Below are 24,061 nucleotides of genomic sequence, written 5' to 3'. Positions count from 1 at the left end.
AATAACTCCTCCGTTTTTTAATATATAATTAAGTGCTATTATGCACTCGAGAACAAATGTAAAAATTAAAGTATTTAATAATTACTGATTACATATATTGTATAAAGTATGTATAATTTTTGCAATATCAATACTTATTATTTTTTAAAAATATTTGCAAACTATAATCTTTATTGTTATAATCTATATAATAAGTAGCTATTTTTATACAAAACAAACAATTAATATGAAAAATGAACGTGTTTTAATGCTTTTTAAATTTATTTCTATGGTATTTCTCATACTATTTTTACTACTCAATATAGCATGCATATCATATTATGAAAATAAATTTACTTTTATACTTTTATTTGTACTATTTATATTATTCTTTATACCAGGCATTATTTTATATAAGAACCTAATAAACCTATATATTATTAAAGATTATAAACAGGTAGAAGAAAAAACATCTGACGGAAAAATATATAGATTCTCAAAGATTAACAGCACTATAATAAATGATTATCAAATAGCAATAAAAGATTTGAAAGAAAAAAACAGTTATATATTGGGCAGATATGATGTTTTAGATGATATAAAAAAGCAATATAAAAAAGATATGAAAAAGGCAAGAAAACTTCAGGAAAATATGATGCCCAAAAAAATGCCTAATAATGATAGAGTAAATTCAGCATCATTATATAAACCTCTTGAAACTATAGGTGGAGATTTTTTTGATTATATATATCTTGATGATGACAGAATACTTTTTATAATTTCGGATATTAGCGGACATGGAGTTGAGGCTGCTATTATAACAGCTATGTTTAAAACTGTTTTTAGGAACTTTGCAGCATCATTCAAATCCCCAGCTTCTTTTATATATGATATTAATAATTATATAATTAAAATATTGCCTATAAACTATTATCTTACTATGACAGTGGCAGAAATAGATTTAAAAAATAAAGTAGTAAAATATTCTAATGCCTCACATACCCCTATGCTTGTATTAGAAAATTCTCAAATAAAAGAATACAATAAAGGCGGTACTATAATAGGGCTTTTCCCTCAGGCATATTATGAAGAAGAAAGTATAAATATAAAAAAAGATGATATATTGATATTTTATACTGACGGAGTAACAGAAGCATCAAGATCAAAAAATAAATATGATTTTTATGGTATAGAGAGATTTAAAAAGGTTTTATTTAATAATAGGAATAATAAAGCTGAAAATATTATAAGTAATATAGAAAAAGATTTTTATGATTATCTTTCATATATGTCGCCTGATGATGATTTTACTATTGCAGCATTTAAGATAAAATAAAAAATTTAAATATTATTTTACTTCTTTGTATAAAATAACATCTTTATCGCCTGAAGTTAATTCTCCCAATTTAGGAACTATTGCTTTGAAATGTTCTGAATTATTATGACTTTCTATAGCTTTTTCATCTTTCCATTCTTCTATAAAAGTAAGATATTTTCCGTCTACACTTTCATATAAATTATAAGAAATACAACCTTTTTCTTTTCTGCTTTTTTCAATAAGTTCTTTAGCTGTTTCAATGAATTTTGATTTATTTTCGCTGCTTACAGGATTTCTAGCTACTATTTTAATCATATTTTTATTACCTTTACTTTTATCAGAATTTTCTTTACCTATTTTTTTATTGTATTTATTTTGAGCTATTACAGGAGATTCAAATAAAGATATTTTAACAGCATCTATTATATCATTTGCTATTACAGTATCTAAATCTTCTCTTTCTTTCTTACTGAAATTGGAAAGCACATAATCATTGACTTTTTTACCGGCACTAGGTCTTCCTATACCTATTCTAATTCTTGTAAAATCATCGCTTTGTAAATGAGAAATAAGGCTTTTTATACCATTATGTCCGCCTGAACTTCCGCCTTTTTTGATTTTAAAAGTACCAAAAGGTATATCCATATCATCATATATAACTATTATATCTTCTGGTTTTATATTAAAGAATTTTGATATAAAAATTGCAGATTCGCCGGAAAGATTCATGAAAGTCTGAGGCTTGAGAAGTATATATTCTATATCCTTCTCTTTTGCTCTTGCATATAATGATTTCTTTTTATTATTATCAAAATTGATATTAAAATTTTCGGCTATTTTATCAATGAGTATAAAACCTACATTATGTCTATTGTTTTTATACTCATCTCCGGGATTTCCTAGTCCAATAATTAATTTAGTTATCATGGATATTTCTTTTTAGCAGCCTGAGGAGATTCAAATAAAGCAATACAAGCAGCATCTACAACATCATCAGATATATCTCTGATTTTTTTTCTTTCATCTTTTGAAAAAGGAGCTAAAAGAAAATCAGCTTTCTCTTCATCTTCAGGACATGCTCCTATACCAACACCTATTTTAGTAAAATTATAGCTTTTTAAAGAATCTTTTATGCTTTTTATACCATTATGATCTATTTCAACATCATCAACTTCGGCTTCAGAATCATCATTTTTTGAAGGGATAACTCTAAATTCACCTATAGGTATATCCATATCATCATATATAACTATAATGTTTTCAACAGTGATTTTCATAAAACTTGCCATATAAAGAGCAGCTTCACCAGAAAGATTCATAAAAGTCTGCGGCTTAAGAAGTAAATACTCTAATTTACCAGACTTACCTTTTCCAAAAACTGTCTTTTTCTTTTTAATGTCAAGTTCTACATTAAGTTTCTTAGCAACTCTGTCTAAAATCATATATCCGACATTATGTCTATGATTTTTATATTGTTCTCCTGGGTTGCCTAGTCCCATTACTAATTTCATCATATAGTAGTAATCCTAGAACTATATTTTATGCTTCTGCTGCACCTTTGTTAGCGTCATCATCTTGAGTAGTAACAACAGTAACAATAGCTTTAGATGCATCACCAACAGGATCAACACCTTCTGGGAATTTTATATCGCTAATATGCAAACTATCACCTACTTTTAATTCGCTAACATCAACAACTAATTCTCTAGGTATAGAACCTGGGAAAGCTTTGATATTCAAACCGTATTCAACCTGCTCTAAAGTACCTCCGCCTAAGCGAACACCTTCAGGAGTACCTTCAATGTGAATAGGAACATAAGTTTTGATTTTTTTATTTCTATCTATTTCGTAAAAATCTATATGTCTTATACTTCTTTTGATACCGTCTATTTGATAATCTTTAACCAATACTTCTCTTGTTTTATCATTTTGTATATCTAAAGTGATTATATCATGCTGACCTGCTAAAGAAAAAACTTTAACAAATTCTTTCAACTCTACAGCAATAGAGTATTGATTTTCTCTACCATAAAGAGTAGCTAAAGCGTAACCTTCATTTCTTAATTTACGACCAACACTTTTAAATTTAGTATCTCTTTGCAAAGCTTTAATAGTATAATTCTCACTCATTTTTCTTTCCTTTAATTTTACTTATCAAATAGAACACTTATAGAAAGCTCCATATGTATATGTCTGATAGCATCAGCAATAACAGGAGCAACTGAAAGAACCTCTATTTTACTGCCTAATCTATCTTTCATCACTTTTAAGCTATCTGTTATATAAAGCTTTTCTATATCACTGGCATTAATTCTCTCATAAACATCGCCAGAACATACTGCATGAGTTATGAACACATATATTCTTCTCATACCAGCTTTTTTCAAAGCCTGCATACTTTTTATAAGAGTACCGCCTGTATCTATTATATCGTCTATAATAATAGCATCTTTGCCATTAACATCGCCTATAATATTCATTACTTCACATTCATTAGCTCTGTCTCTTCTTTTATCTATTATAGCTATATCAAGATTTAATTGTTTAGCTATCGCTCTAGCTCTGCCAACTCCTCCTATATCAGGAGAAACAATAATAGAGTTAGACATATCAAGATCTTTTCTGATTTTATCCAAGAAAACATTTTTTGAAAGCATATGATCCACAGGAATATCAAAAAAACCTTGTATCTGAGCTGCATGCAAATCTAAAGCTAAAACTCTATGAGCTCCAGCTTCTGATAAAAGATTAGCAACTAATTTAGCTGTTATAGGCACTCTAGGTTCATTCTTTCTATCTTGTCTAGAATAACCATAATATGGAATAACTGCTGTAATTCTTTTAGCACTAGCTCTTTTCAAAGCATCTATAATGCAGTAAAGCTCCATCCAACTTTCACTGCTGGAAGGACGTCCTGTAGGCTGTATTACATAAGTATCTTTGTTTCTAACAGTTTCCTCTACCTGAACAAAAGTCTCTCCATCAGCAAACTTACGTATTTCCATATTACCCAATTTGAGTCCAAGATTTTTAACAACATCTTCTGACAATTGGGGATTTGCTGTACCACTTAATATTAATATTTCGTCTGTTATTCCCATTTAAGTACCATATAAGAGAAAAGTTGGGGTGGAAGGATTCGAACCCTCGAATAATTGGACCAAAACCAATTGTCTTACCGCTTGACGACACCCCAGTATCAATAAATGAACTTTAAGTTCTATGAGTTTCATATTCTACTATATAAATAAATTTTGTCAATACCCTAAAATGATTTTTTAAATTTATTTTGTATTATAAATAAAAAAAATTAATTTAATAGTTTAAAATTATTGATAAAAATAAAAAAGGTATATCATTATTAATACAATATCAGTTTAATTTTAAAGGCTGAATATGGATATTGATTTAGATAAATATACATCGATAGATTTAAATTTTATAAAAGACAATATAGATATCATTAAATTTAATTCTCCGGAAATTATATGCACAAGCAATGATAACTTATATTTGTCAATACCTAACTATAAAATAGATATTCTTTTTGATAAAAATTCTATAAACAGTGACATTTTTGATAATTTCTATATAGCAAAGAATTCAAAATCAATTGTAGATTTAGTTATTGAAAAAAATGATAATGATCAGTATAAACAAATTGATAGTATAAATCAGTTTCTTAAAGTATATAAAGACTGTATGCCTGATTCTGAAAATACAAAAGTATTTGAATATAAAATACTTGAAATAATTCTAGAAGAAACACCTAAAGAAAGATTTATATCTATAAAAAACTATATTGATATATTAAATCAATATTATAATAAACAATTATATGCCGAAGCTATTCAGTATATATTAGATATAATAACTCAATTAGCTTTTATAGAAAGAATCAATTTAATTCATTTGGTAAATGCATCGAAAGATCAAATGAATCAAATGTATTTTGATAATTTAGAATATTACGATACTCAAATAGTAGCAAATGATTTAATATTATCAATTACTAAATTAGTAGAAAAAATATATCCTAATATAAGTTTATTTTACGGATTCGATAATTTTGGATGTAGAAATGTCATAGGACATGGAAACAGAGTTTTTATAATATTCATAGAATTTATGCTTTATTATAATGAACAGATAGATAATCATTTAAATTTAAAAACTATTATTAATTTCAATAAAAAATATAAATTTTTTTATGAAAAAGTTTTTGAAAAATATAAATTAAATAAAACCAATATAAAATTTAATGACATATTTAAAAACGGACTGAAAAAAATATCAATAGAAAATATAGCCTCTTTTGCTGCAGGAGCATTTTGGCATGATGTTGTTAAAATAAAAGAATTAGACTATCTTAATATTAATAAATCAAAAGAGTATGCTAAAAGATCAACATCTCATGCTATTAAAGGATATCAATTTTTAAAACTTTTCAGAAACTATAATGATAATATATCATTAATTGTAGGAATGCACCATGAATATTATGGTTATGGAAATGGTGTAATAGAAATAATAAACAAACAATTTAATGAAAATAGATCATTAAATCCTTCATCTCTTATATCAGATAGCTCTGACGATGTTCAAACACTTCAAAGTTTAGCATTTTTTCCTGCTAAAGTATTAGAAATAATAGATTTATTTGATACTACTGTAATGCCGCAAAAAAGCTATAATAGAAAAGATATGAATACAGAAGATGCTATAAAACTGATATATGATAATTATATAGTTAAAGAAACTCAATTAGATCCAATACTATTTGAATTATTTGTAGACTTTTTAATAGATATAAAAAAGGAAAATATACAAAATCCATTAAGAGATTAATTAATATTCTCCTTCATCATTTCCTATATAATATTTAAATACATCATAAGGTGAATAAATACCTAAATCTGTTACAACTGCACTAACCAAATGAGGAGGCGTATAATCAAATGCAGGATAAAAACCTTTTACGCCTTCCTTAGATGTTTTTACCCCCATAGCTTCAGTAACAAGTTTTTCATCCCTGAATTCAAAATGAACATCTTCAAGACCATGATAACCTTTATCTGGTGCTCCCGTTACAAAATATGGTATTCCTAAATATTTTGCCACTATTGCTATTTGAAAAGTACCTATTTTGTTAACTACAGCCCCATTTAAGCATATTAAATCTGCAGCAGAGGTGAATACATCTATTTTCTTCTCCTGCATAGTATATGCCACCATATTATCAGTAATAACTGTAACATCTGCTCCCTGATCATAAGCAACTGTTGCTGTAAGCCTTGCTCCTTGAAAATAAGGTCTAGTTTCAGCACATACCACTTTTATATCTTTATTCTTTTTTTGAAATTCCTGTATCATAAATCCTACTATAGACTCACCAAAACATTGAGTAAGTATAGTTCCTTTATCAGGATACATAGATACTAGATTTTCTGCTATTTTTTTTATTTTTGAATATCTTTTAGTGGAAAGCTCTATACCTCTATTGAACATAGCTTCTATAGGGTCTTTATTAGATTTTATAGCCTCTGTACCAGCCTCCAAACAGGATTTAGTTATTAACATCATTCTTCCGCTTGTAGTAGGTCTTGAATTTGCCAATGTATTACATGCATGGGTTAAATAATCTATTCTATCATTTCCTTCCAAATGCCTTGATTCATATCCGGCTAATGCCATACCCATAGCAACTGCCAAATAAGGTCCGGCACTTTGAGTCACCATATCTGCTATAGCTTTTGAAACTTCTTTATGAGTTTTGCATTCTACAAAATTCACTTTATTAGGGTAAACTCTCCTATCCAATATTTTAACACATCCGTCATCATACCAAGCTATATTTTCAAATTGAAGCATAAAAGCCAATTCTTTATCTACCCTATTAATCATAAAAAACTCCAAAATATTTATTTTTTATCTTGACAGCAATGAACTAAATCATAAGTCTATATTATCAATTATATTATCTACAAATTTCATAAACTTTTCTTCTTCAGAAAGTCTGTCTCTATATGATAAACATTCAATACCTATATTCAAAAGTGTGAATTCTATATTTCTTCTTATATCCGGATCGGTAACAGATTCTATCTCTTTTACTCTAGCACAGCCTGTAGTTCTTCTTAACAATTCAAGTCCGCATATACCAAAGCCTGTTTTTAATACTTCAAGCAAATAATATTCTATAAAATAATCATTTTGTGCTGATATATCATTACTTTCATGCAGAAACTTAGTAATAAATTTATTTTTAAAAAGCCTTAAAATATCATCAATAACCTTGAAAAGGAATGAAGTATAATTTCTGTCTTTAGTAACATACAAATGATACACATAAGAAAATATAAAATTTGCCATAATAGTGCCTAAATCATAGCCTATAGGGCCGTAAAAGGCAAATTCACAGTCCATAACCTTTATATAATCATCATCAACAAATATAGAACCTGTATGTAAATCACCATGTATTAAAGCCTGAGGATTATTCATAAATTCATACTTTAATTTTGCAGCCTCTAATTGAATCTGTTTATTATTATAAAGGTTATCCTCAACAAATTTATTTAATGATTCTGAAAATACATTCTCTTTAAGTACATTAAAAAATGGTTCTCTAAATACAAGCTCTTCGCTTATCTTACAAAGCTCTTTATTTGTGTATTTAATAACATTTTCTTTCTTAGTAAACGGATCCATAAAAAAATCTGCTGTAGACAATGTAGTTTCAACTAAAAAGTCTGTTATTTGTTCCTGCAAATGATGATATATTTGTCCCTTCATAAGAGCATCTCTTAGTATAAGAAAAGACTTTAAATCTTCCATTACAAATAAATTCATAACTTTATCTATATAAATGATTTTCGGTGCTAAATCTGGTAGTATACTTCCATAAAATGATAAAATCTCTGCCTCCCTTGCATTTCTGTTAATATCAAGTATTCTTCCTGATGAATTACTTCGAGTATGGACTCCTGCCTGTTTCAGTATTATTGAATCCTTACCATTACTTATTCTATATACATAATTAATATTGCCATCGCCTATCTCTTTGCAAGTGATATTATCATTTTGAGAAAAATATTTTAATTTATTTTTTACATAAAGTAGCACATCTTTCTCTTCCATTAAAAAATATTCATTAAAATTTGTCATAATCAAAACCCATAATAAATTTCAATTTTTTAATAATATAGCATAAAAAGTATAAATATCAATACATTATACCTATAATATTTTTATTATATAATATAACAATATCACATAATATTATACATATAAATACTACTATTCATATAGCCATAAAAGAATATTAAAACTATATTTTATAAACATAAATGCTAATATTATATAATATAAATATTTTTTGTAAAATTTATATACATTTAATACTTTTTATTATCATAATTTATTCTAATTAGTGAAAACATTATATAAAAAACATACAAAAGATATTAAAATTCCTAAGATACATATAATATAACTTGACTAAGTATTTTTTTTGTACTATAATAAACAGCAATTTTAAATTGAATTTTTTAATAAGGGGTTAAATTATTATGAAAGTGATTGTAATAGGCTGTAACCATGCTGGTACATGGGCAGTAAAAACTTTGAAAGCTACAGATCCTAATTGTCAGGTAGTTACTTATGATAGAAACGATAATATATCTTTCCTAGCTTGCGGTATCGCACTTTGGGTTGGAGGAGTAGTTAAAGATCCTAAAGGTTTATTTTATGCTAGTCCTGAAAGCTTAAAAAGCGAAGGCGTAGAAGTTCATATGGGACATGATGTTACTAAAATAGACTGGGCTAACAAAAAATTATATGTAAAAGAACTAAAAACAGGAAAAGAGTTTGAAGACACTTATGACAAACTTATTCTTGCTACTGGTTCTTGGCCTGTAACTCCTCCTATAGAAGGATTAAAACAGGAAGGAACTACTTATGGCCTTAAAAAAGGTATTTTCTTCTCTAAACTTTATCAGCAAGGTCAAGAAATTATCGAAGAATTAAAAAAACCTGAAGTAAAAAAAGTTATGGTAGTTGGTGCTGGTTATATAGGTGTTGAACTTATAGAAGCATTCAAAAATCATGGTAAAGAAGTTATATTGATGGAAGCTTTGCCTAGAGTTATGGGTAATTACTTCGATAAAGAAATCACTGATGAAGCTGAAAAAAGAATCAAAGAAGCTGGTATAGAAATGCATTTAGGTGAAACTGTTAAGAAATTTGAAGGTGATGACAGAGTTAAAAAAGTTGTTACTGACAAAGGTTCTTATGAAGTAGATATGGTAGTTATGTCTGTTGGTTTCAAACCTAATAGCGACCTTTATAAAGACTATTTAGAAACTCTTCCTAATGGTGCTATTGTAGTAGATACTACTATGAAAACTAGCAAAGATCCTGATGTTTATGCTATAGGTGACTGTGCTAGCGTATATTCAAGAGCTTCTGAAAAGCAAGAATATATTGCTTTAGCTACTAATGCTGTAAGAATGGGTATTGTTGCTGCTAACAATGCTTTAGGCAAACATGTTGAATACTGCGGAACTCAAGGTTCTAATGCTATATGCGTATTTGGATATAATATGGCTTCTACTGGTTGGTCTGAAGAGACTGCTAAGAAAAAAGGATTAAAAGCAAAATCTAATTTCTTCAAAGATTCTGAAAGACCAGAATTTATGCCTACTCATGAAGAAGTATTAGTAAAAATAGTTTATGAAGAAGATACTGGACGTTTATTAGGTGCTCAAATTGCTTCTAAAAACAACCATGCTGAAGCTATACATGCATTCTCTATTGCTATACAAAGAGGTATGACTGTTCAGGAATTTGCTTTATCAGACTTCTTCTTCCTACCTCATTATAATAAACCATTATCTTGGATGACTATGGTTGCTTATACTGCTAAATAATCATAAAAAATATAATTAGTATTAATAATACATTCCCTCTAATAAATAATTTTATTAGAGGTTTTTTTATAAATATTTTCACTCATATATATAAATTTATAAATTTTAAAAACGAAAATTATAGCGTAAAGAAAACATATTGGATTTTTTTATGAAAAATAAGATTATATATGATATCACTATAATGATAATTAGTATTTTAGCAAATATTATAATGGGGCATTTGGTAATAATATTAAAAATACCATTTTTATTTATGGATTCTGCTGGTACTATATTAACCGCTGTTACACTTGGACCTATATATAGTGCTGTTGTAGGTATTGCTACAAATTTTATCATATCTATGACAGTAGACTATGTTAATTTACATTTTGCAATAGTAAATGTAGTTATAGGATTAACTGCTGGAGTAATAGCAAGGAAATATGATTTTTCAAAAATAAAAGTTTCAATCATATCAGGTATAATAATAGGATTAATTTCTACTATTGTATCATTACCCATAGTGATAATTGCAGCTAAGGGAGTTACTAATAAACCAATAGATAATTTTATCCAGCTTATTCAAAATAGCGGAAAAAGTTTTATTATATCTGTAACTATAACTACAATATCAAGTGCTATAATAGATAAGTTATTGTCTTCAATATTGGTAACCTTAGCTATTAAACATATACTTTTTTTAAAAAGGGAAAACAATCACCATTATAAATAAAAAATACTAATTGAATTAACAAAATAAATTATTATAATTAAAATAAATATATTGAAAAATAAAGTTTATCATTGTATATTTAGGAATGAGTCAATTATATTTTCGGTTAAAATTATGAATAATGATTTAAAATATAATATATTAATAGTATTTATATCAATAGTAATAAATTTTGCTTTAACATTCATAGTATTATTGTTAAAAATACCATTTTTATTTTTAGATTCAGTGGGTACTATTTTGTCGGCTGTTATTCTAGGCCCTATTTATGGCGCTATTGTTGGAATATTAACAAATCTTATAATATCAATATTTCTAAGCTATTCGCATTTAAATTTTGCAATAGTAAATGCATTAATAGGTATAATAATTGGCATTGCAGCTAAAAAATTTCAATTTGGTATTATAACAGCTATTATATCAGGAATTATAATTGGAATATTATCACCTTTGATAGGAACTCCAATATCTATAATTTTATCTGATGGATTTACAGGTACAACAATAGACAGTTTTATAAGACTATTAAATGAAAATGGTTTTGGGTTCTTCCAGGCATCTTTCTTAATGAGATTATTAACAAATATAATTGATAAAGTATTATCATGCCTTGTTGTATATGCGGCAGTAAGAAATATTATTCTATTTCAAAAAAATGAGTCTACAAATGAATCAAATAATGATGAAATTAACTAATATAATAAAGGTAAATAAATATGATTTTTGATGCTCACTCAGATATATGGACAGATGTAACTGTAAAAATTTCTAAAGGCGAAAATAATATCATAAAAAAATATCATTATGATAATTTAATAAAAGGAAAAATAGGAGGTTCAATATTTGTTATATGGACTGAGCCTAAAAATTACAATAGAGCATTAGAAAGAGTAAGAGAAATACAAGATGCAATAAAAAAAGAATTAGAATACATTGATGATGTAATATTAATAGCAAAAAGCTATGATGATATAATAAAAGCACAAAAAGAAAATAAATTATATATTTTTATAGGTTTTGAAGGGCTTATATCTATCGATGATAATATTAATTTATTAGATGAATATTATGAATTTGGAGCAAGGCATGCAAGCCTTACTTGGAATGAAGAAAATAAACTTGCAACAGGAGCAAGAGGAGATTCAAACAGAGGATTAACTTCATTAGGAAAAAAAGCGGTAAAAAAGATGCAGGAAAAAGGAATGATAGTTGATGTATCTCATCTTAATGATAAATCATTCTTTGATATTATGGATATTACCTCTGCCCCTATTATAGCTTCTCATTCTAATGCCAGAGCATTATGCAATAGTATGAGAAATCTTACAGATGAACAATTAAAAGCTATAAGAGATGTAAATGGGGTTATTGGATATAATTCATACAAAGATTTTACAGATGAAGACACAGATAAACAAACTTTAAACAGAGCCGTAGATCATATAAAATACATAGCCGATAAAATAGGTATAGATCATATAGGACTTGGATTTGATTATAATGAATATTTTGAAGATGAGGAAGTTCCTCCTGCTGTAAAAGGCTTAGAAAATGCCTCCAAATCTTATGATATTATAATAAAATTAAAAGAAGCCGGTTTCAATGATGAAGAAATAGAAAAGATTGAATATAAAAATTTCCATAGAATAATAAAAGAAATTATTAAATAATGGATTTCTAAATATTATAAAGCTAATTATAACAATTATGAGCCTCTAAGAAGTTTACTTGGAAGAGCCTTAGAGAGAACAATTTTTATTAGCAACAATAAAAAATAACAATAATAAAAAAATTAATCATCTATTTTTATAAATAAAGATAAATATAATTTCATTTCTTTTTCAGTTTCTTTCACAAGATTAAAATTACTATTTGATAAAGCCCATTCATAAAAAAATCCCCTAAAAAACACTATAAACCTTTTAGTTATAGACTCTGCACTGTCATCATATATAACTAAATTTGATTTTTTTAATGAATCAACCAAAGATAAAATATGATTATAAAAAAAAGCATCTTTTGATAATAAAGCATTATTCCTATTCATAATACTATAATTAAATATTTCAAGTATTAAATCCCCGCCTAATTCCGCAACCAATTTAGAAAATTCTTTAAAAGCATATAATATATCTTTATAAGAATTAGTCTTATCCCTTGATAATATTTTCTCTTTATATACTTCAGCATTAGTATTGAAAATATAAAATATTATTTCCTGCTTATTAGTGAAATAATGATAAAAATTTCCTATAGATATATCAGCATTAGTGCAAATATCTTTAATTTGAAGCTCATTTAATGAATGTTCTTTCAATAAATTCATAGTAGTTTCTACTATTTTTTTCTTTGTTTGCTCTGCTTGTTCTTTTCTTGTTACTTTTTCTATCTTTTTCATAAAAGAATTATAACAAATAACTTGACAAATTGCAATTATATTATAGAATCAATTCATTGAATTTATTCATAGAATCAATTCTACAAACACAAAGAGGTAAGCAATGAATAAAATATTAACTTCAATACTTTGTATTTTTTTAATATCCTGTTCTTCTAATAATTTCAATTCCAAAAGAAAAGATGCAACAGAACACACAAAAAAAGAAAATGAAAAATTAAAAAACTACTTGCCATTTAATGACAATACTGATTTTGAAAATGCTAAAAGAGGCTTTATAGAGACTTCAGATGATAATATATCCTTCCCCTTCATATCGAATCAGCCTGCCCCAGATACTGTTAATCCTTCCCTATGGAGGCAGGCTCAATTAAATAATATATCAGGATTATTTGAAGTAACAGAAGGCATATACCAGATAAGAGCTTTTGATATTGCCAACATCACTTTTATAAAAGGAGATACAGGCTGGATAGTAATGGATCCATTAACTGTAAAAGAATCTGCAGAAAAGGCATTAAAACTTTTCAGAAAGAATTTAGGTGATGATCCTATAACAGGCATAATATTTACTCATTCGCATATAGATCATTTCGGAGGAATAAAGGCTGTAATTACAGATGAAAATAAAAATATACCAATAATCGCACCTAAAGGATTCTTTGAAGAGGCAATATCTGAAAATCTTCTAGCTGGAAATGTGATGGGAAGAAGAGCATTATATATGTATGGAAATTTACTTGAAGAAGATGAAAAAGGAAATGTAGACATAGGATTCGGCAAAAAAGTCGCAGGAGGAGAAGCAAGCATAGTAAAGCCTACAAAAATTATTTCAAAAGATTATGAATCATATTCCATTGACGGAATTGAATTTGAATTTTTAATGGCACAAAATACTGAAGCACCTTCCGAATTCATTGTTTATATACCAAAATACAAAGCAGCTTCAGGAGGAGACGTGATGAACCATTCATTACATAATTTATCAACATTGAGAGGTGCTAAAACAAGAGATGCAATTTTATGGTCTGATGTTATATCAAAATCAAAGGAATTTTTATCAGGCAGAACTGAAGTATTATTCGGATCTCATACTTGGCCTATATGGGGAGATGAAAATATTCAAGTATTTTTAACAAAGCAGTCTGATATATACAAATATATTCATGATCAAACTTTAAGACTTGCTAATATGGGATATACTCCATTAGAGATAGCAGAAAAAATACAAATACCAGACAGTTTATCTAAAGAATTTTATAATAGAAATTATTATGGTACTGTCAATCATAATGTAAAAGCTGTTTATGATTTTTATTTCGGTGCTTGGTGGGATGGAAATCCTGCTAATTTATATAAACTTCCTCCTGAAGAGTCAGCAAAAAGATATGTTGAGTTTATGGGAGGAGAGAAGAATATCATCAAAATGGCTAAAAAATATTATGATAAAGGCGAATACAGATGGGTTGTTGAAGTACTAAATCATGTTGTTTTTGCCAATCCTAATAATATAGAAGCAAGAAGACTCAGTGCCGATGCTATGGAACAATTAGGATATCAAAGCGAATCTGCGGTTTGGAGAGCTTATTTGCTTACTGGTGCTTATGAACTTAGAAATGGTATAGATGAAAACAGACAAATTCAAAAAACAGATTCTAAAGATATTATAAATAGTCTGCCTATATATAAAGTTTTAGATTATTTATCTGTTTCATTAAATCCGGATAAGGCAAAAGATATAAGCATATATTTAAATCTATCAGATGAAAATAAATATTTAATAAAAATAGAAAATTCTGTATTGAAATATAAAAATTATAATAATGAAGAAACTGATATACAAATCAATGCAGACATAAATAATTTCAAAAAAGCATTATTTACAAAAAATATTGATAATTTAGATATAAATGATAAGAACAAATTTAATGATTTTCTATCATCATTTGATATGCCGGAATTTTGGTTTGGCGTGGTAACTCCATAATCAAATTTTTATAATATAAAAAATTTCAAATAAAATAAATAAAAGGAGATAATGAATGAATAAAATATTAACTTCAATACTTTGTATTTTTTTAGTATCCTGTTCTTCTAATAATTTCAATTCCGAAAGAAAAGATGCAACAGAATATACCAAAAAAGAAAATGAAAAATTAAAAAACTATTTGCCATTTGATGACAATACTGATTTTGAAAATGCAAGCAAAGGATTCATAGAAACTTCTGACGGTAATGTATCTTTTCCTTTCATATCAAATCAGTCTGCCCCAGATACAGTAAATCCATCACTATGGAGGCAGGCTCAATTAAATAATATATCAGGTTTATTTGAAGTAACTCCGGATATATATCAGGTAAGAGGTTTTGATTTAGCTAATATAACTTTTGTAAGAGGCGATACAGGCTGGATTATAATAGACGTACTGACAACAAAAGAATCAGCATCTAAAGCTATAGAATTATTCAGAAAGCATAAAGGAAATGACCCAATAACAGGAGTAATATTTACACATTCCCATGTTGATCATTTCGGAGGAATAAGAGGAGTCATTGAAAACAGTAATATACCTATTGTGGCACCTGAAGGATTTTTTGAAGAAGCTGTATCAGAAAATCTTTTGGCAGGCAATGCTATGAGCAGACGTTCTTCCTATATGTACGGAGGACTTTTACCAAAAGACGAAAAAGGTACTGTTGATGCTGGACTTGGTAAATTAGTTGCAACTGGAACTCCCGGTATTATAAAACCAAATAAAATAATATCTAAAGATTATGAATCATTCACAATTGACGGAGTAGAGTTTCAATTTTTAATGGCACAAAACACTGAAGCTCCTGCAGAGTTTATGATTTATATACCAAAATACAGAGCTGCATCAAGTGCTGAAGTAATGAATCATACACTTCATAATTTATCAACATTAAGAGGAGCAAAAACAAGAGATTCTATTGTATGGGCCAAGGCTATAGAAAAATCAAAAGAATTCTTAAAAAACAGAACTGATGTATTATTCGGTTCTCATCACTGGCCTATATGGGAACAAAGCAATATAGATGATTTTCTAAATAAGCATGGAGATTTATATAAATATATTCATGATCAAACTTTAAGATATGCTAATATGGGATACACTCCTATAGAGATAGCAGAAAAAATACAGATACCGGATAATTTAGCAAAAGAATTTTATAATAGAGGTTACTATGGTTCTGTAAATCATGATGTAAAAGCTGTTTATGATTTTTATTTCGGTGCTTGGTGGGATGGAAATCCTGCTAATTTATATAAACTTCCTCCTGAAGAATCAGCAAAAAGATATGTTGAGTTTATGGGCGGCGAAAACAATATTATAAAAATGGCTAAAAAATCTTATGATGAAGGCGATTACAGATGGGTTGTTGAAGTACTCAATAATGTAATATTTGCTAATCCTAATAATGAAAATGCAAGAAAACTCAGTGCTGATGCTATGGAACAATTAGGATATCAAAGCGAATCTGCTGTTTGGAGAGCTTATTTACTTACTGGTGCTTATGAACTTAGAAATGAAATAGATCAAAATATGAAGGCTCCTCAAACTACATCATTGGATATGATAAATGCATTATCTGCTGAAAACATGTTTGAATATATATCAGTTGCTTTAAATCCTGATAAAGTAAAAGATAAAAATATATCAGTACTTTTTAATATTACAGATGATAATAAATATCTTGTAAAAATTGAAAACTCTATACTTAAATATAAAAAATATAATAATGAAAATACTGACTATGCGATAGATATTAATATGTCAGATTTCAAAAAGGCATTATTTACTAAAAAGGCTGATGATTTAAATATTAACAATAAAGATGCATTTAATGAGTTTTTATCCTACTTTGACACTTTCAATTATTGGTTTAACATAGTTACACCTTAATCACATCTTTTTTTCAAATGAATGCGGCGGGTATATAAAATACCTGCCGTAATTATTATAAAAAAATTAATATATGATGAAAATTTTTAAGTTTATCAATCGATGCACTTTATATAGAATTATCAACTTTTTTGCCGCGACTTCGTCAAAGTTGCTGCCGCAGGCACGCTTCGCGAAAACGCAACTGCTATAACTTTATATCAAAAACATTCCTATTAAATATAGGATATACCCTAAAAATGCAGTCTTTCGCGAAGCGTATCCGAGCCTGTCGAGGATATAGCTTCTCGCCGTAGGCGGGCTTCGCCTGGGTCACAACCGAGTAGGTGCCTTGCCTACGGCACGCAGAGCGTAGGCAAAAGAAGTGAGGTGCTGCACGCTGTGTACTTCGTAAGGGCAAAGCCCTGCATATATTTAAAATTTAAAAAAATTATTTTTGACAAAATATGGTTGTTTAGGTATATCTAAACAATTATATTTTTTACTTCTTAATTATTATTTTATAATCATAACAAATAAAAAATTAATACATAAACATAGCGTCGCCGTAAGAAAAAAATCTGTAATTATTTTCTACCGCTGTTTTATAGGCGTTCATTATATTGTCATAACCTGCAAAAGCACTTACCATAGCAAGCAATGTAGAATGAGGTGTGTGAAAATTTGTAATTAAAGCATCAACGCATTTAAACTTATAAGGTGGATAAATAAATATATCAGTAGAGCCTTCCATTCTTTTAAAATCATAATTATCGTATTCGCTTTCTAAAACTCTTGCAACAGTAGTTCCGCATGATACAACTCTCCTGCCCTCTTTTTTAGCATTGATTATTATATCATAGCTTTCTTTTGGTATTATAAATTTCTCTTCATGCATAACATGATTGCGTAAATCATCTTCTTTTAAAGGATTAAAAGTTGAAAAGCCTACATGCAATGTAACATAACAAACAGTAATTCCCATAGACTTTATTTTCTCTAAAAGCTCTTTAGTAAAATGAAGTCCTGATGTAGGAGAAGCAATACTTCCTTCATTTTTGGCATATACATTCTGATAAAATTCTTTGTCTTTATCATTGTATTCTTCTTCGCCTTTTTTCTTTCTGCTTTGAATAATATATGGAGGAAGCGGAACTTTTCCTATACTATCTAAAATATCACTTGTTAATGGTTTTGAAAATTTTATTATTTTAGTTGATATATTGTCTTTTTCTATTAATGCCTCAATATCTCCTACATTTTCTAAATGAGAATAATTCAAATATAATATATCTTTTTCTTTTATATTCTTACCTTTTATTAAACATTCCCAAGTACTTTCATCATCATTGAATTTATTAAGAAGCAATATTTCAACATTACCGCCAGTATTTTTTTTAGCGTATATTCTAGCTGGTATTACCTTACTATCATTGAGAACTAAAACATCATCTTTATTAAGATAATTAATTATATCAGAAAAAATTTTATGCTCCAGCTTTCCTGTATCTTTATTTAAAATCATCAATTTACAATGATCTCTCTCGTAATTTGGAGTAGTAGCTATTAAATTTTCCGGTAAATAAAAATTATATGTTTCTTTATTCAAATAATCTATCATAACTTTTTATCACTTTTTTAAAATTTAGAATGTTACTATTATCTTTCTCTGTCTTAAAAATTTTGTAAGACTTTTTTTAGTTGAAGAACTAGATTTTACTATGGCATATTCATCATTAATCTTTGTTATAATAATACCTTTTCTTTTAGCCTCATAAATAATTTCTTCTAATTTATTGGCATCTTTTATTATAACAAGAGTAACATTATCATATACATAAGAAATAATTCCCCTCTCATACCATCTCTTTATGCTAGTTTCTATATGCTTTGGAATCTCCACATTATTATCTAATAATATATTTTTTAATACTACCAAAAATTTATCAAAACAATATTCTGACTCTTCATCGCTTATAATTGTTTTTCCCTTTAATACGCTTTCTTCAGTCATAGTATAAGTATAAACTGTTTCCTGCTTATCAAGTTCAAAATATAAATTGCACATATAAATAAAATTATTAGAAAACAAATAATGATTTATCAATGTGAGTTCAAAATTTCCATTAATGAATGACTTTCTGAAATTATTTTCTTCTGTATAAGGGTTTATATTTCTGATTGCAAGTACAGCATTCTCATAAAAAGAAACTTCAGCAATTCCTAAAATAAACATAGAATAAATGATATTATTATACGTTTCAGCTGTTATAGAAAGATTATATTTTTCTTTCAATTTCATAAATAACACTGATTTTGATATGCTTTCATTTTCTATAATAGAAAAAATATGCTTATAATAATCTGAATAATTTTTATAAACAATCTTTGTTATAGAATCCATTCTCTCTTCTATAGAAGATGAAAGATATTTTTTTATATTATCATATTCTAATGATATAAAATTTTTATTATCTAACTTAATTAAATCTAATTTTAAACATATATTTATTATAGTAGAAGATTCTAAATTATTAGTTAAAAAATTTATATTAATATCATCAGTAGATAATTTCTGAACATCGCATTCATATATAAAAGTTTCAATATCATTCAATATATTAAAATGATTATAAATAAAAACTGAACTCTCAATATTTTCTTTTAAACTCTTCTCTAAATTCTCTACAACATTTTTATTATTTACAGCCACATAAACTTTAAGATCATTTTGATGAAAATAAACAGAAAGAATATTAGATTTGCATAAAGTGAATAATTCATCATCATCTATTTTTGCTTTATTATATTCTACAATATTACCATTTTCATATATATGAATAATTTTGTGAAGATATTTTTTATAAGCATTAGCAGTATATGATGCATCTACATAATAAGGAATTTTAATATCATCTTTTAATATTATACTTTCTATTATTGATTTTACATTCGGCAAAAAATACAAAGTATCATCATGAGAATTTAATCTTCTTCTTTTTATTTTTAAATATAAAAGCCCTGATTTTTTTATTTCATTTATATAATCAAAAAATGCCGGTACTTGCTTCTGACTATACTTAAGTGAATATGCTATATCTATAGAGTTTAATTCTTTGCTTTCATTTTTAAGCACATAAAGAACAATGTCTTTTGCTTCTTTGGATAAAGCATAAAATTTAAAAGAAACTAATGAAACATTTGAAGACTTAATATCTAAATCTTCTATATTTTTAGCTTTCCAAATTTTGAATAATTCTTTTAAAGTATCTTTAGAAATTTGATCATACATATTTTTATCTTTACTTTTATTTAATTATAAAATATTTGAAGAAGCCTTGTTCCACATCATCAGGTCTTTTTGATTGTATCCAAGCAATCATAGGCTGACCTTTTATATGTCTGTAAGGAACCAATCCCCACATTCTGCTGTCGCAGCTTTGATCTCTGTTATCGCCCATTACAAAGAAATAATCTTCAGGCACATTGTATATATATTCATCCGGTCTGTCTTTAGTATTAGGAACATATATATTCATCCAATACCATAATTTAATATCATCGCTTACCACTTTATCATTAATATACACTTCAAAAGAACTAAGATCATTATAATAGTCAGATCTGTCAACTAACTTTTTAAATATTATAACATCGCCTTTTTTAGGTACATATATAGGGCCGTAAATATCTATAATAGGTACAAATTCTCTATCATCTCCATAAAAGAAATATCCCCATTTATCTTCTATTTCATTTCCGTTTATAATTATTTTTTTATTTCTAATTTCAACAGTTTCACCGGCAGTAGCTATAACACGCTTTACAAATTCTTTTCTAGGGTCTAAATCCACGGTTTTAAGCCCTAAAAATAAAGGAACTGGCGCCATATGTGTTCCGCCTGTGAGTTTCTCTCCCAAAAAATCAGCAAAAAGGAATCTAGGATCCCAAGTAAAAGGAGTAAGAGAAAATATCATAACAGGCAGTTTAAGCATCTGCACTAAAGGTGAAGGCTCATAATAAGGCATAGCAGATTCGCATCCGAAAGAAGCAGAAGGAGGTGCTCTGAATACTACCAAATCTCCTCTTTGAGGTGATTTTATCTTTGGAAGTCTGTATCCCAAAAGCCCATCTGTAAATGGAAGTTTTACTCCATAAACGAATCTATTTGCAAAAAGTCTATCACCCGGCATTATTATAGGTATCATAGAGCCTGTAGGAATTTGATAGTTCTGTATTAAAAATGTATTTATAAGAAGCACTATTACTATAGCGTATAATATCTCTTTTAATGTATGTTTAAAATTACGGCATTCGCCTATTATTGTTTCAGTAATATTTTTTATAGGATTCTCCATTAATTTAACCCCTTACAATAATAAATATTGATGTAAAAGTATATAATAAAACTATTAAAATAGCAATTATTAATTATTGAATTAATAATAAATATTTTTATTTACAAAAAATAAATAGGTTATATAATATGCAAATAAAATCTTATGGAGATAATATTGAAGAAAATATTTACACTATTTTCACTAATTATATTAACTATATCATTATCATCATGTGCTGCCAAAGTACATTTAATAAATGATACTTTCTATGGGCAAAAAGTTTATCAAACAGATTATATTTCTATGAGTTATTGGTCGGAAACTATTAAATTCAGACTAAAAAGTGCAAATGACCCTAATAATATAATATTGGAAGCACAGTATATTGCTGACAGTTCATTTAATATATCAGATGCTAATAAAATTGTATTAAAATTTTCGGATAATACTTATTTGATTCTTCATTATACATCTTTTATGCCAAAAACAGAAAGTGAAATAATATACGGAACTTCTATATATTTTATGGATACAGCTTATGTAGATAGAAGCTACAGTATAAATGCTGAAAACACCATAAAAGAAATGAAAGTTTTAACGGATATAAGAGTGGAAACTGCTGACGGATTCAAAAATTTAAAAGTAAAAAAAGATGCCGCAAATGATTTGATAAGGCTTTATAATGAAATGCAAGAGGCTATATCAAAAAATAAATAACTATATTATAGTGAATATTCAATATAATTATTTTTATAAAAACATCAAAAAATATATAAATCATATTGACAAATATAAAAATAGCTATATATTACATCTCGTTTTTATTCATTAGACCGAATTTATACTTTAATTTTATTAATATAACAGAGATTATACTATGAATACCAATTCAATGAAATTTAATGGCGGTAAAAAACTCTTTTTGGAAATTTTGATTTTTACAAATTATGCATATCCATTGCAGTTCCTGTAATGCTTCAGCAGCTTATAATGGGTATGGTATCATTAATAGATAACTTTATGGTTGCAGAACTTGGCGATATAAAAATGGCTGCTGTAAATGTATCTAATCAATTAAACTTTATATATTTGGTAATACTTAATACTTGTTATGGTGCCGGCGGAATATATATGGCTCAGAATAATGGGGCTGATAATAAGGAAGGTATGCAGCAGGCTTTCAGATTTAAAGTAATACTTCCTCTTATTATTTCCATTTCTTATATGATATTAATGCTTGTTAATCCTGAAATATTTATGAGATTAATGACTAGAGGAAATGCCTCTCAGGAAGAAATACTATTATCAAGCACAAAATATATGAGTATAATAGCATTTACATTTATACCCATATCAATATCCGGTGCTATAGGTACTTCATACAGAGAAATAGGAAAACCTCATATTCCTCTTATAATATCTGTTATAGCTACATTCTGTAATACTATAGGAAATTATATACTTATATATGGAAATTTTGGAGCTCCAAGACTTGAAGAAAAAGGTGCTGCCATTGCCACATTAATAGCTAGAATAATAGAAATGATTTTATTTATAGTGTATATAAAACTTCATAAAGAAAAATTTTATGTAAGAACTAGAGAAATACTAAAAGTAAAATTAAATGTATTTTATTCAATGCTAAAAAAATCAAGTTTAATATTTTTGAGTGAAATAAGCTGGGGACTAAGCGAAATGTTTATGACGGCTTTATATAATAGCAGAGGCGGAGCTGAAACAGTTGCTGGTATGGCTTCAGGATTTACTATAGCTAATATATTCTATTTGGTTTTTCAGGGGATATTTGTATCTACTATGGTAGTTGTTGGAGGAACTCTTGGACGCGGAGAATTGGAAGATGCCAAAAATAAGGCAAGATGGATATTAAACGGCTCTGTTATAGCAGGTTTAGTAGTTGGTTTAGTGCAAATGTCATCTACACTATTAATACCTTTTATATTCTCAAAACTTACTATAGATGCCCAAGCAATAACAAGAAATTTGGTAATACTTATAGCCTGTTATATGCCTGTATGGACATATATTAATGCTCAATTTGCAGTTTCAAGGGCTGGCGGAGATACTGTATTCGGATTTGCTGTTGATGTGCCTGTATCATTACTAATGTTCGCACCATTAGCTTTGATACTAGCTAAATTTACTACAGTTGGACCTGTAGCTATGTTTGGTATAGCCAAATTAACAGATTTTGCTAAAATTACTGTTGGTGTTATAATGCTTAAAAAAGAAAGATGGGTGAGAAAACTTACAGAATAACATCATTTATGTTTAATATGTAAGCTTTCAATAAAAATATATATTATTTCTAAATAATATGAATAATTATTCAAATTTAAAAATTATTATAAGTAAGTAAATACTTAATAAACTAATTCCGATTATATAAACGGTATTTTATTTTTTGTTAATTTTATTTTTCTGCTTTTAATATATTAAAATTAACTTATAATAT

At 27.4% G+C, this 24,061-nt stretch carries 20 protein-coding genes and 1 tRNA gene; 10 read left to right on the top strand and 11 right to left on the bottom strand.

Annotated elements, in window-relative coordinates; all coding sequences use genetic code 11:
* Positions 1-226 precede the first annotated feature (226 nt).
* On the top strand, positions 227-1,315 hold the full coding sequence (locus tag BINT_RS03590) for a PP2C family protein-serine/threonine phosphatase (protein ID WP_014487192.1): 1,089 nt from the start codon (positions 227-229) through the stop codon (positions 1,313-1,315).
* Between the two features lie 12 nt (positions 1,316-1,327).
* Here the strand turns inward: BINT_RS03590 and pth (BINT_RS03585) are convergent, their stop codons facing one another.
* The 5 genes from pth (BINT_RS03585) to BINT_RS03565 all read right to left on the bottom strand — a co-directional run bounded on the left by pth (BINT_RS03585) (position 1,328) and on the right by BINT_RS03565 (position 4,493).
* Positions 1,328-2,224 (bottom strand): aminoacyl-tRNA hydrolase, encoded by an 897-nt coding sequence (gene pth / locus BINT_RS03585; RefSeq protein WP_014487191.1) that lies wholly within the window; start codon positions 2,222-2,224, stop codon positions 1,328-1,330.
* Positions 2,221-2,811, bottom strand: a complete 591-nt coding sequence (gene pth / locus BINT_RS03580) for an aminoacyl-tRNA hydrolase (RefSeq protein ID WP_014487190.1) — start codon at positions 2,809-2,811, stop codon at positions 2,221-2,223. Before pth (BINT_RS03580) ends, pth (BINT_RS03585) begins: the two co-directional genes overlap by 4 nt.
* A 25-nt stretch (positions 2,812-2,836) precedes the next feature.
* On the bottom strand, positions 2,837-3,427 hold the full coding sequence (locus BINT_RS03575) for a 50S ribosomal protein L25 (RefSeq protein WP_014487189.1): 591 nt from the start codon (positions 3,425-3,427) through the stop codon (positions 2,837-2,839).
* Positions 3,428-3,444: 17 nt separating this feature from the next.
* Complete coding sequence (locus BINT_RS03570; protein ID WP_014487188.1) at positions 3,445-4,398, bottom strand: ribose-phosphate diphosphokinase; 954 nt, start codon at positions 4,396-4,398, stop codon at positions 3,445-3,447.
* A 23-nt stretch (positions 4,399-4,421) separates the two neighbouring features.
* Positions 4,422-4,493: transfer RNA gene (locus BINT_RS03565), tRNA-Gln, on the bottom strand.
* A gap of 200 nt (positions 4,494-4,693) precedes the next feature.
* Between BINT_RS03565 and BINT_RS03560 the strand changes: the two genes are divergently transcribed.
* Positions 4,694-6,145 (top strand): HD-GYP domain-containing protein, encoded by a 1,452-nt coding sequence (locus tag BINT_RS03560; RefSeq protein ID WP_014487187.1) that lies wholly within the window; start codon positions 4,694-4,696, stop codon positions 6,143-6,145.
* On the opposite strand, the gene BINT_RS03555 is transcribed toward BINT_RS03560, so the two are convergent.
* Complete coding sequence (locus tag BINT_RS03555; protein ID WP_014487186.1) at positions 6,146-7,201, bottom strand: S-methyl-5-thioribose-1-phosphate isomerase; 1,056 nt, start codon at positions 7,199-7,201, stop codon at positions 6,146-6,148. It abuts the gene before it with no gap.
* 48 nt (positions 7,202-7,249) lie between these two features.
* Entirely contained in the window at positions 7,250-8,464 is a 1,215-nt protein-coding gene (gene mtnK, locus BINT_RS03550) for an S-methyl-5-thioribose kinase (RefSeq protein WP_014487185.1), read from the bottom strand.
* A gap of 404 nt (positions 8,465-8,868) precedes the next feature.
* On the opposite strand from mtnK, the gene BINT_RS03545 reads away from it, so the two are divergent.
* The 4 genes from BINT_RS03545 to BINT_RS03530 all read left to right on the top strand — a co-directional run bounded on the left by BINT_RS03545 (position 8,869) and on the right by BINT_RS03530 (position 12,615).
* Positions 8,869-10,227 (top strand): FAD-dependent oxidoreductase, encoded by a 1,359-nt coding sequence (locus tag BINT_RS03545; RefSeq protein WP_014487184.1) that lies wholly within the window; start codon positions 8,869-8,871, stop codon positions 10,225-10,227.
* Between the two features lie 151 nt (positions 10,228-10,378).
* Entirely contained in the window at positions 10,379-10,945 is a 567-nt protein-coding gene (locus tag BINT_RS03540; RefSeq protein ID WP_014487183.1) for a hypothetical protein, read from the top strand.
* 114 nt (positions 10,946-11,059) lie between these two features.
* Complete coding sequence (locus tag BINT_RS03535; RefSeq protein ID WP_014487182.1) at positions 11,060-11,641, top strand: hypothetical protein; 582 nt, start codon at positions 11,060-11,062, stop codon at positions 11,639-11,641.
* Between the two features lie 20 nt (positions 11,642-11,661).
* Positions 11,662-12,615, top strand: coding sequence for a dipeptidase (locus BINT_RS03530; protein ID WP_014487181.1), 954 nt, complete (start codon positions 11,662-11,664; stop codon positions 12,613-12,615).
* A 122-nt stretch (positions 12,616-12,737) separates the two neighbouring features.
* Here the strand turns inward: BINT_RS03530 and BINT_RS03525 are convergent, their stop codons facing one another.
* Complete coding sequence (locus BINT_RS03525; protein WP_014487180.1) at positions 12,738-13,343, bottom strand: TetR/AcrR family transcriptional regulator; 606 nt, start codon at positions 13,341-13,343, stop codon at positions 12,738-12,740.
* A gap of 103 nt (positions 13,344-13,446) precedes the next feature.
* Here BINT_RS03525 and BINT_RS03520 point away from each other — a divergent pair, with 103 nt between their 5' ends.
* Together BINT_RS03520 and BINT_RS03515 are read left to right on the top strand one after the other, a co-directional pair.
* Positions 13,447-15,330 carry an alkyl/aryl-sulfatase gene (locus BINT_RS03520; protein ID WP_014487179.1) on the top strand — a complete coding sequence of 628 codons (1,884 nt, stop codon included), beginning with the start codon at positions 13,447-13,449 and terminating at the stop codon, positions 15,328-15,330.
* Between the two features lie 55 nt (positions 15,331-15,385).
* Positions 15,386-17,269, top strand: a complete 1,884-nt coding sequence (locus tag BINT_RS03515; RefSeq protein WP_014487178.1) for an alkyl/aryl-sulfatase — start codon at positions 15,386-15,388, stop codon at positions 17,267-17,269.
* A 523-nt stretch (positions 17,270-17,792) separates the two neighbouring features.
* Here the strand turns inward: BINT_RS03515 and queA are convergent.
* Genes queA through lepB form a run of 3 tightly spaced genes read right to left on the bottom strand, consistent with a single transcriptional unit; the run spans position 17,793 to position 21,606 of the window.
* Positions 17,793-18,869: a tRNA preQ1(34) S-adenosylmethionine ribosyltransferase-isomerase QueA gene (gene queA, locus BINT_RS03510; protein WP_014487177.1), complete on the bottom strand. Its 1,077-nt coding sequence runs from the start codon at positions 18,867-18,869 to the stop codon at positions 17,793-17,795.
* 24 nt (positions 18,870-18,893) lie between these two features.
* Positions 18,894-20,540 carry a hypothetical protein gene (locus BINT_RS03505; RefSeq protein WP_014487176.1) on the bottom strand — a complete coding sequence of 549 codons (1,647 nt, stop codon included), beginning with the start codon at positions 20,538-20,540 and terminating at the stop codon, positions 18,894-18,896.
* A 16-nt stretch (positions 20,541-20,556) separates the two neighbouring features.
* A complete protein-coding gene (lepB, locus tag BINT_RS03500) occupies positions 20,557-21,606 on the bottom strand; it encodes a signal peptidase I (RefSeq protein ID WP_014487175.1) in 1,050 nt (349 codons plus the stop codon).
* A gap of 156 nt (positions 21,607-21,762) precedes the next feature.
* Here lepB and BINT_RS03495 point away from each other — a divergent pair, with 156 nt between their 5' ends.
* Entirely contained in the window at positions 21,763-22,305 is a 543-nt protein-coding gene (locus BINT_RS03495) for a hypothetical protein (RefSeq protein ID WP_234944353.1), read from the top strand.
* Between the two features lie 255 nt (positions 22,306-22,560).
* Positions 22,561-23,865: an MATE family efflux transporter gene (locus tag BINT_RS03490; RefSeq protein WP_014487173.1), complete on the top strand. Its 1,305-nt coding sequence runs from the start codon at positions 22,561-22,563 to the stop codon at positions 23,863-23,865.
* The last annotated feature ends 196 nt before the right edge of the window (positions 23,866-24,061 follow it).

The sequence above is a fragment of the Brachyspira intermedia PWS/A genome (assembly GCF_000223215.1).
Taxonomy (GTDB): Bacteria; Spirochaetota; Brachyspiria; order Brachyspirales; family Brachyspiraceae; genus Brachyspira; species Brachyspira intermedia.
The sequence above is the reverse complement of the archived record's forward strand: the minus strand, read 5'-3'. Positions and strand labels throughout refer to the sequence as shown.